At 58.9% G+C, this 8,454-nt stretch carries 8 protein-coding genes; 4 read left to right on the forward strand and 4 right to left on the reverse strand.

The features are described from left to right. Positions 1-3,029 (reverse strand): CHC2 zinc finger domain-containing protein (locus ACUHMQ_RS19505; RefSeq protein ID WP_445297127.1); only part of this gene is annotated, 3,029 nt, incomplete at its 3' end. Between the two features lie 101 nt (positions 3,030-3,130). Here ACUHMQ_RS19505 and ACUHMQ_RS19510 point away from each other — a divergent pair. From ACUHMQ_RS19510 to ACUHMQ_RS19520, 3 genes are read left to right on the forward strand one after another with little or no spacing between them, the layout of a single operon-like run. Next, positions 3,131-3,583 carry a helix-turn-helix domain-containing protein gene (locus tag ACUHMQ_RS19510; RefSeq protein ID WP_445297128.1) on the forward strand — a complete coding sequence of 151 codons (453 nt, stop codon included), beginning with the start codon at positions 3,131-3,133 and terminating at the stop codon, positions 3,581-3,583. A gap of 29 nt (positions 3,584-3,612) precedes the next feature. Beyond that, a complete protein-coding gene (locus tag ACUHMQ_RS19515; protein WP_445297129.1) occupies positions 3,613-3,906 on the forward strand; it encodes a BrnT family toxin in 294 nt (97 codons plus the stop codon). Positions 3,907-3,931: 25 nt separating this feature from the next. Then, on the forward strand, positions 3,932-4,132 hold the full coding sequence (locus tag ACUHMQ_RS19520; protein WP_445297130.1) for a hypothetical protein: 201 nt from the start codon (positions 3,932-3,934) through the stop codon (positions 4,130-4,132). Positions 4,133-4,263: 131 nt separating this feature from the next. On the opposite strand, the gene ACUHMQ_RS19525 is transcribed toward ACUHMQ_RS19520, so the two are convergent. From ACUHMQ_RS19525 to ACUHMQ_RS19535, 3 genes are read right to left on the reverse strand one after another with little or no spacing between them, the layout of a single operon-like run. Continuing rightward, positions 4,264-4,653, reverse strand: a complete 390-nt coding sequence (locus tag ACUHMQ_RS19525; RefSeq protein WP_445297131.1) for a hypothetical protein — start codon at positions 4,651-4,653, stop codon at positions 4,264-4,266. A gap of 33 nt (positions 4,654-4,686) precedes the next feature. Then, complete coding sequence (locus ACUHMQ_RS19530) at positions 4,687-5,400, reverse strand: hypothetical protein (RefSeq protein ID WP_445297132.1); 714 nt, start codon at positions 5,398-5,400, stop codon at positions 4,687-4,689. 27 nt (positions 5,401-5,427) lie between these two features. Next, positions 5,428-5,679 (reverse strand): AlpA family transcriptional regulator, encoded by a 252-nt coding sequence (locus tag ACUHMQ_RS19535; protein WP_445297133.1) that lies wholly within the window; start codon positions 5,677-5,679, stop codon positions 5,428-5,430. 824 nt (positions 5,680-6,503) lie between these two features. Between ACUHMQ_RS19535 and ACUHMQ_RS19540 the strand changes: the two genes are divergently transcribed. Then, positions 6,504-8,454 (forward strand): replication endonuclease (locus ACUHMQ_RS19540; protein WP_445297134.1); only part of this gene is annotated, 1,951 nt, incomplete at its 3' end.

Genomic DNA, 8,454 nt, shown 5'->3' on the forward strand with positions numbered 1-8,454 from the left:
TCAAAGGTGTTTGCATACCCCCCCACCCTTATTTCGTCGTCAGAAACGGGCGTCTCCGCTAAAACCCTGGTGGCGTCTGGCGATTCGCAGGCATCAGCACGCCGCACACCCCCCGCGTTGGGGCCGTGTTGGGGCCGCGTTGACCCCGCGAACTGGGGGTCTACCCCCCGCGAACTGGCTGTCGTACCTGTTGCCATCAGCTGGGTTACATCCAGTAACCCGGCCAATTGCGGGCTGTGCGTCGCTAAATCACCATCAAACAGCAATTCATACTCGAAGCTTTGCCCACGGCTACCGCGATGAACCAGCAGGTATTCCAGGGCGGCCAACCTATCCAGATGTAGGCGGCATTGGGTATCGGAGAGCCCGCTGGCGTGACGCACCTCGGCGCGGCTGAAGCGGATGTCCTGCACCCCTAATTGCGTCGTGTCGGCGCGCTCGCGCACCAGCTGCTGAACGCAGGCTAAGAGCTTACGGGTCTGGGGTGGCAACTCATCCAGGCTGCGCCCCAGCACGTCATGCGCCAGCTTATTGGCCTGTGCGATGTCCTGCGGGGTCACTTCCACGTACTCAATCTGCCGATCTCCCACCACCAAGGTCTTGATCGGGCGTTGGTACTGGTGCAGCAAAGCAATCGTGTCGATCAGGGAGAGATACTTTTCATGATCGCGTCGCGTCCGCGTGCGGTCATCCAGGAAGGTCAATTGATCCGCAAACGGGTTCACCACCGCCAAGGGGCGCAACAAACGCTGGGCATTACGTTGCAACGCCAGCACGGCGTCCTTGGTTTCCTTGCCCAGGAAGCCTTCCAGCGTGCGCCGTTCCCGTTGCCGACGATGAATCGCCGCCGTCTGCTCGCGCCCTTCGTCTACCGAGAGCACCAGACAGCGGTTGAGCAATTCTTCGTCGATGTCGATGGCCGTGGTAGTCATGAACAGGCTCATTGGGCCTTCTACCCGGTATTCCTGCGCCACCAGATTGCCATTGGCGTCTGAGCCCGTGCTGGCCATCGTCAACTCGCCATCCGATTGCAGCAGCTTCAAGGCATAGCTGGCACGGCTTGCGCCTTCCTCTTCGGCAATCGCCAGTATCTTGTGCTTGAGATTGGTCTCGCCCATGTAGAACAGGCTTTGCCCGCTCATGGCGGAGTAGCGCACCGTCTCTTCCGGCGGCATAAACGCCAGCACCGCATCCATCAGACTGGATTTACCCGCTGCGCTGGACGATTGCACCACCACCGCCAGCGGCCTATCCAACTTGCGGCTGGTGGCGGCTAAATAGGCCGTCAGCTTGTTGGTCGCTTCGCCAACAATGCCGCATTGCTCGAAGTCCGCCAGCACCCGGCCCAACAGGTCCGGTGCCTGTAATAGCGCCAGTGCCGCTTGCTGCTCTTCCTCGCTCATGGTCGGCATCGTCGGCGCTTGTGGCATCAAGGCTTGCTGGATGGCCTCGTCCTGCACCTGCTCCAGCTTGAGCAACACCCGGCCCAACTCGGCCTTGAGGGTATCCGCTGATGCTCGCAGCTCGACGGCGGCCTGTTGCAGGAACTGGCTACGCGCCCTGGCTGCATACAGGTCCAGCGTGTCAACGTGGTACTCATCGCCCTCGCTCACCATCAGGTTGACCTTGAGCACCCCCACCGCCAGATTCTTGGGCAACCCCCGCACCCGCCAACGTCGCCCACCCAGCTGCATGACCACTTCCCGCTCGCTCACCTCGGCGCTCAGGTCGCAATGCGGCGCAGGCGGTACCGGGCTGGCCGGTAACTCGGCAACCGCTGGCGTTACCGGCACCGCCCCAGCCGTCACAACCGACACATCAGCGGCTAAGGGAAGAAGGGAGGCCGCCGCTGGCCCTTCCATGACGCGGGAGGCCATCGCCGCCAGGGCTTGCCTACCTTCGCTTGGCGCATCTTCCAAGCCCATCCATTCGGCTTTACGCACCACCAGGCTAAGGGCTTTATGCGCCGGTTTCATTGCCAGGGCATAGGCGTTGGCATCCAGGCCATGCGGGAAGCGAATACGCCAGCAATCGATACCCAGTGCCTGCAACCGTTCTGCCAAGGCCCGCGCGGCCTTATCGCCAGCGTCGTCATGGTCATAGGCAATCAGCACCCGTTTAACCGCGTGCCGTTCGAAGGCAGCGAGGTGGTCATCAATAAACCCATTCACCCCATAGCTGGCCGTCACATTGCGCAAACCATTCACCCAGAAGGTCATGGCGTCGATCAACGCTTCGCACAGGATCACTTCGCCCCCGGCTGCCGCCAGTCCGGCTTCATTCCATACCCCGGCATGCTCACCCGGCAAATAGAGGTGTTCCGCTGTACCTGCGCGCAAATCAGTGCGTATTTTGCGGCCATAGACTTCGTGAATCTGACCATTGAGGCCGATCACTGGCACCACCAGCGAACCGTTGAAGTGCTCGTGGCCACTCCCGCGCAACAAACCCACCGTCTGCAAGGACTGACGCACCGCTATGCCCGCCTTGAGGGTCTTGTCTGGCAGCCGGTAGCCCAGCGTGCGGTTGGCGTAGCCCAGCTGGAAGGTGCCAATCAACTCAGGGTGATTCAAACCCCGCTTATCCAGGTAGGCCAGCGCCTCGGGGCTTTGCTTGAGCGTGTCGTGGTAATACGCCAGCACCCGGCCTAACAAGGTCTGGCGCTCGGCGGCATCCACCATGGGCGACTCAGCAACAGGCGAAGCAGCTAAGGAAGAAGGGGTTAATACCGGTTCCTGGCTGCGGTCCCCTAAGCCCGTCCGCAACCATTCCGCCGCATGCCGGAAGCTGATATTGCGTCGTTTCATCACCCAGTCGATGGGGCCACCTGCTTCACCACAACCAAAGCAATGGAACAGGTTCTTACTTGGCGTCACTACCAGACTGGGTTTGTCGTCTTCATGGAAGGGGCAACAGGCCGCGTAATCCTTCCCCTGCTTGCGTAGCGTAATGCCATCCGCCTCGATCAGGCGAACCAATGACACCTCGGCCTTCAAGCGTTCGATTTCTGTGTCCGGGATGCGGGCCATAAACAATCCTTTTCATGCGCAATATATACATCCGATTGCTAAACAATCTAAGGTACGGCACACTATACACCCAGTGTATATTCGTCAAGCCAGAGTATTCCATGCATCTCTTACCATTCGTAGACTTGCCCCATCACTTCGGGACGACTTCAATGGGCAAGCGCATTCAATCCGGTGAGCAAATAGCCACCACTAGCGACTTCGGTGAACGCTTAGCTGCGTTACGCAAAGCAGCTGGTTTCACTCAGGTTGAATTAGCTGCTGAACTAGGTATTTCCCAGCGTATGGTGGCCTACTACGAGAGCCCACAGGCCACACCGCCAGCCAATCTACTGCCGAGTATTGCAAACGCATTAGGGGTATCCATCGACGAACTATTCGGTCGCAGCAGTAAGCGCCGATTGGTCAAACAAGATGGTGATAGCCGATTGCGCAGAAGACTGCTCGCTATTGAGAAGCTCGCACCAGCAGAGAAACGCCAAGCGTTACAGTTGCTAGATGCGTTCATAGAACGCGGGCAACTCAAGCGCCAAGCAGAAGACCACCATAAGTAAAAAACCTTGAGCAGCTAAGGAGGAAGTGCATGCAGTTGCTGTTCGAATGGGACCCAGCCAAAGCAGCGTCCAATCTCAAGAAGCACGGCCTCGATTTCGAAACAGCAACCTTGGTGTTTAACGATCCCTTAGCTTTGACGCTGTTTGATGAAGCGCACAGCACCCACGAAGAACGCTGGATTACCCTCGGTCAGGTCGAGGGCCGCAAGCTGGTGGTGGCTGTACATACTTGGCGCGAGAATGAAGAAACGGTGCATGTACGCATTATTTCAGCGCGACACGCTACCAGGCATGAAGAACGGCAGTACCAGGGCGAGCCCTAGGCCCTATCCGTTAAAGGTGAACCCGATGCAAGACGAATACGATTTCAGCAAAGCCACACGCGGCAAGTTCTACCGGGCCGACGCAGTCGCACATCTGCCGGTCTACCTTGATGAGCCCATCCAGTCCCGCTTAAGCCAGTTGGCCCACGATAAAGGCGTGGCGCTCTCCACGCTGGTCAATGCGCTGCTTAAGAAGGATATCGAGCTAATCGAAATGGCCCGCTAAGCCGGCCAACGCAGTCAGCCGCTAAAGAGAAACCCCCTGAACCCCAAGCAGCAGCTGGGGTTGAGGGGGCTTTTTTATTTAAATAAGAGTAAGAAGAAGAGAGATACGTCCGTGATATAGGTAGGCAGGCCCTAGCAGTCCGTTAGGTAGTAGTCCTCCGGGGCATACCCATGCCCTTGATGACGGAACTGGTTTTCCGGGGCGTTACGGCAACCATTGCAGAGCTTCCCATCGTTCAATTCCACCCGCACCGCACGCGCACTCCAGAACGATTGCATGTCTTTTTCCAGCGGCACCACTTCCAGCATGCTCAGCCCCTGCTCACGCAGCCACCGATTCACCTCGTAATTGCTGCTGCCCGCCTTCGCTCGACGCGTCAGAATCTTTACCGTCTTGCCTTCGTTCAACCAGCCTCGCACCCGCAACAGCATTGCATTCACCGGTTCGCCTAGTTCATTCGGGAATCGCTCGTTGTATTCCGCCAGTGTGCCTTCCAGTTCGACGCCTATCCATTTGCTCATGATCTTGTTTACTTTCGTCAGTATTAAAAAGGGTTATGCCTGGGCCGCTTCTGCTTCTGCCGCCTTCTGGCGTTCAAAGCGACGCACATGCATTTGTGCTGGCGTCAGTTCCGGCACACAACCACGGTCTGCCACTTGCAAGCCCGCGCTGATCGCCTCATCCGGTATCGCCACCGCTTCCTTGCATTGCGCCAACAGCTTGGGCGCTAACTCGCGCCATGCCGCATCCAGGCTCGACCCGTCAAACAAACGCCAGCTGGCATGCCGCCCCTCGCTTTCCAGGCAGTCCGCCTGCAATTGGAAGCCCAGCTTAAGTGCAGGTGGCAACTGGCTAAGGCCAATCTCAATCAGCGCTTGGCTATAGCAGTCGCGTAACGCGTTCTGCGCACTCACCACGCGATACCATTGCACCGAGGCGTCTTCGTCGGCTTCGTCCAATCCCTTTTCCAGTTCACTGGCCAGTTCGCGCCAGTCTTCCGCCAGCGTATAAGCCGCCCGTTCCTGCGCCTTGAGTTCCCGGCACTTCGGGCTTAGATGGCTGGTAAAGCTACGCAGCAAGCCTTTGCTTTCTGCTCTCAGGCGGGCGGCCTCGTTTTCTGCTTCCTGGGCCGATTGCTGATGCGTCGCGATTTCTTTACGTAACGCAGTACAAACCGCTTGCAAAGGCAGGAAGGCGTCACGCGCTGCATGGCATTCAGCCAACGCCGCTTCAACGGCGGCGCGGTGTTCAGGGTGATGTTCAAACATGGGAGGGTTTCCTTAATAGTCGGGGGATCAGGCTTGGCGTTGGGCGATGCATTGCTGCATCCAGGCGAGGACTTCCGATTCCAGCCACGCCACATTGCGTGAGCCAAGGTGAATCGACTTCGGGAAGTCACGCAGCCGCATCGCGTCATACAAGCCGGTACGAGACATCCCGCACTTGCTCAGCACTTCCGGCAAACGCATAAAGCGGTCGTGTCGCAAGCTGTCGCCATACGCCAGGTCATTGGCGGCTTCGTCGTAAGCGGGGGTAAGTTGTGTCATTGCTCAGGGTCTTTCTTTAGGGTTCATCCGTATCCGACTGGACCAGATGAGGCGTTGTTGAACGCATGCCGCCAGTATCCCGACCCCGTGCCACCTCGACGAGCAAACCCCATTGTGTGAACACACCACACAATTTCGGGGTGCCATCACCCCCCTAAAACGCCGAATCCGACCCCCTGCTACCCGTCTTTCGCCCCCCATTGAGGCAATTTGTCAGGGAAACCGCGTCGTTAACGGCCGGTTATTGCCCCTTTATCCGCCCATTGCATGGAAATGCATGCCTAGAGTGCATGAATTCGCATGATGTTTTGCACCCCATAAACCCCATTCCGCGCCAGTACTGAGGCGGATTTCGACCTCTCATGCAGCTGCATAAAAAACGCTCTATTAAGTGCGCGGGCGTGGCGGGGATACGAGCGCGCGCACAAGGGTGAAACCACCGCGCCAGACCTCACCCAGGCAACCCGGATTGTGTGAGCACGCCACACAATGGCGACTTCGTGCCTCCGATCCCGTCGTGCCCGATACTGCAAGCCGAGTTACCAACCTGCTGATCAACCCCTGACTCAACCCTTTTTAACGACCGTAACAGGCCGTAAGGGGGGCGGCATGCCTAACGGAGCGGCGATGTCTAGCACTAAATACCCTACTAAATCCGACTTTCTATTGTGTGGCGCACACACACAACGGCAATGACGTGCCTCTCCTCTCGCCCCGTTTGATACTGCCTGTCGAGTAGTTCACTGCTGATTTAACCCACCGACACCACCCTTTTTAAACGACCTCAACAGGCCGTAAGGGGGTCGGCTTGCCCAAAGAAACCGATGGAAACTGTTGCTTACCACGTAGAAACCGACGCCGAATGGCTGGCTGCCAACTGCGCACCCAGCCTACGCAAGGCCGCACGCCGTGAACGCAAGCATCAGCTGCGCAGCATTCCTGAACGCGAATGGGAGGCCGCCCGCAACGAAGACCATGATGCGCTGGGTCAGCGCGTCAGCCACTGGTTACAACAACCTGCGGGCTCAGTGGATCTCATCAACCTGTCTGAGCGGCTAGATAAATACCTTGGTCATCCGTCCACGCCGTTGATAGACGTGTGCCGCCTGGGTGAAGACGGCGCAGCCCTGTGCGATAAGCTGCATACCTGGCTATCGCCTGAAGACACCGCCGCCATGATCGCGCCACGCTTTGACGTCCGCTTGCCACAAGCCGGTCGGCAGGGCGTGACCATGGAAGGGATTGGTAAACGCCTGGAAGACGGCAGGGTATGGAAACGCAATCTGGTGCGCCGCCACCTGCAAACCTTGGAACAAGGCCGCATTAGCGCGGGCCAAGTACGCCGGGGCGCGGATACCTATGTCTCACAACAAACCCTCTCCCTGCTGCAATCCAAATGGAAAGACCAGAGCGAAGCCCTGCACCATGCGCTGGCCACCAGCAACGAAGGCGATGAAGTCTCGTTGTTCGACATGCAGCAAAGCAGCGTCGCCAACCCGCGTGTGCGCTTTGCGGAGCTGATTACCCGCGTCAAAGGCTTTGAGCTGGTGGCGGAGGAACTGGGCCATACAGCCGTCTTCGTCACGGTGACGGCCCCGAGTGCCTACCACCCCAGCAAGACCGTCAGCGGCAAGCGTAAGCGCGGCCAGCGGGCCTTTGACCAGATCATCAACCCGGCCTGGGTCGCGGCTGGCAAACCCACCCCCAAAGAGGCCAACGATTACCTGTGCCAGACCTGGGGCAAGGTGCGTGCAGCAGCGGATCGTCGCGGCTTGCACGTGTATGGCCTGCGCACCACCGAACCCCATGCCGACGCCTGCCCACACTGGCACATGATGCTGTTTGGCGAACCCGAGGCCCTTACGCGCTTTGTGGCGCTGTTCCAGGACTACGCCTGCCAAGCCTATCCCGACGAGCTAGTTGGCAAGGTATGGAACAAGGAAGGTGGCAAATGGCACAAGGTGCCCGCCACCAACGTGCGCTTTAACTGCCAGGTGATGAACCCCGCCCAGGTGCTGGCAGATGGTCGCCGCGTCGGTGGGGCCGTCGCTTACCTCACCAAATACCTGACCAAGAACCTCGACGGTAAAAGCGAACAGCGCCGGGATGATGGCGAACACATCGCCCTCGGTGATGACTACGAAGCCGGCACCGACACCATTACCGGGGCGCAGAAGGTGCGCGCCTGGGCCAGCCTATGGCATGTGCGTCAGTTCCAGTTCTATGGCGGCCCGCCGGTTGCCCTATGGCGTGAACTGCGCAAGCTGCGCGGCGCAAAGCAGGACGACACAATCATTGACCAAGCCGCCGCCGCAGCGGATACCGGCGACTGGCACCAGTTCTGCCAGCTCCTGGGCGGCCCGCTGGCCCGTCGTAAAGACCTGCCGCTATCGTTGGCGAAGGAAGACCGCCCCGACCAATTGAATCGCTATGGTGAGGCTGCCTGCGCCGTGGTGAAGGGGGTAGAAGCGGGAGCAAAGAAGGTCATCACACGCACCAAGACGTGGATCATCGATTGGCGTAAACCGCAGTCGGTGTTAGTCGGCGCGGCCGAAGGACTCGCCGCCAGGACGGGCGAAGCTCGGCCATCTAGGACTTGTGACAATAACTGTACGCAGTTATTGGCTGACACCCCAACCGAGCCACTGCCGCCAGCCGAAGCACCGCAAATCGACGATATTTACCCCGATGAGGGACCGCCAACATGGTGGAACCCCGAGGAAGACCCCGGTTTAGACGCACCGCCACCCTTTGATGCGGGTTATTTCGACCACT

The organism is Chitinimonas violaceus, assembly GCF_052601015.1.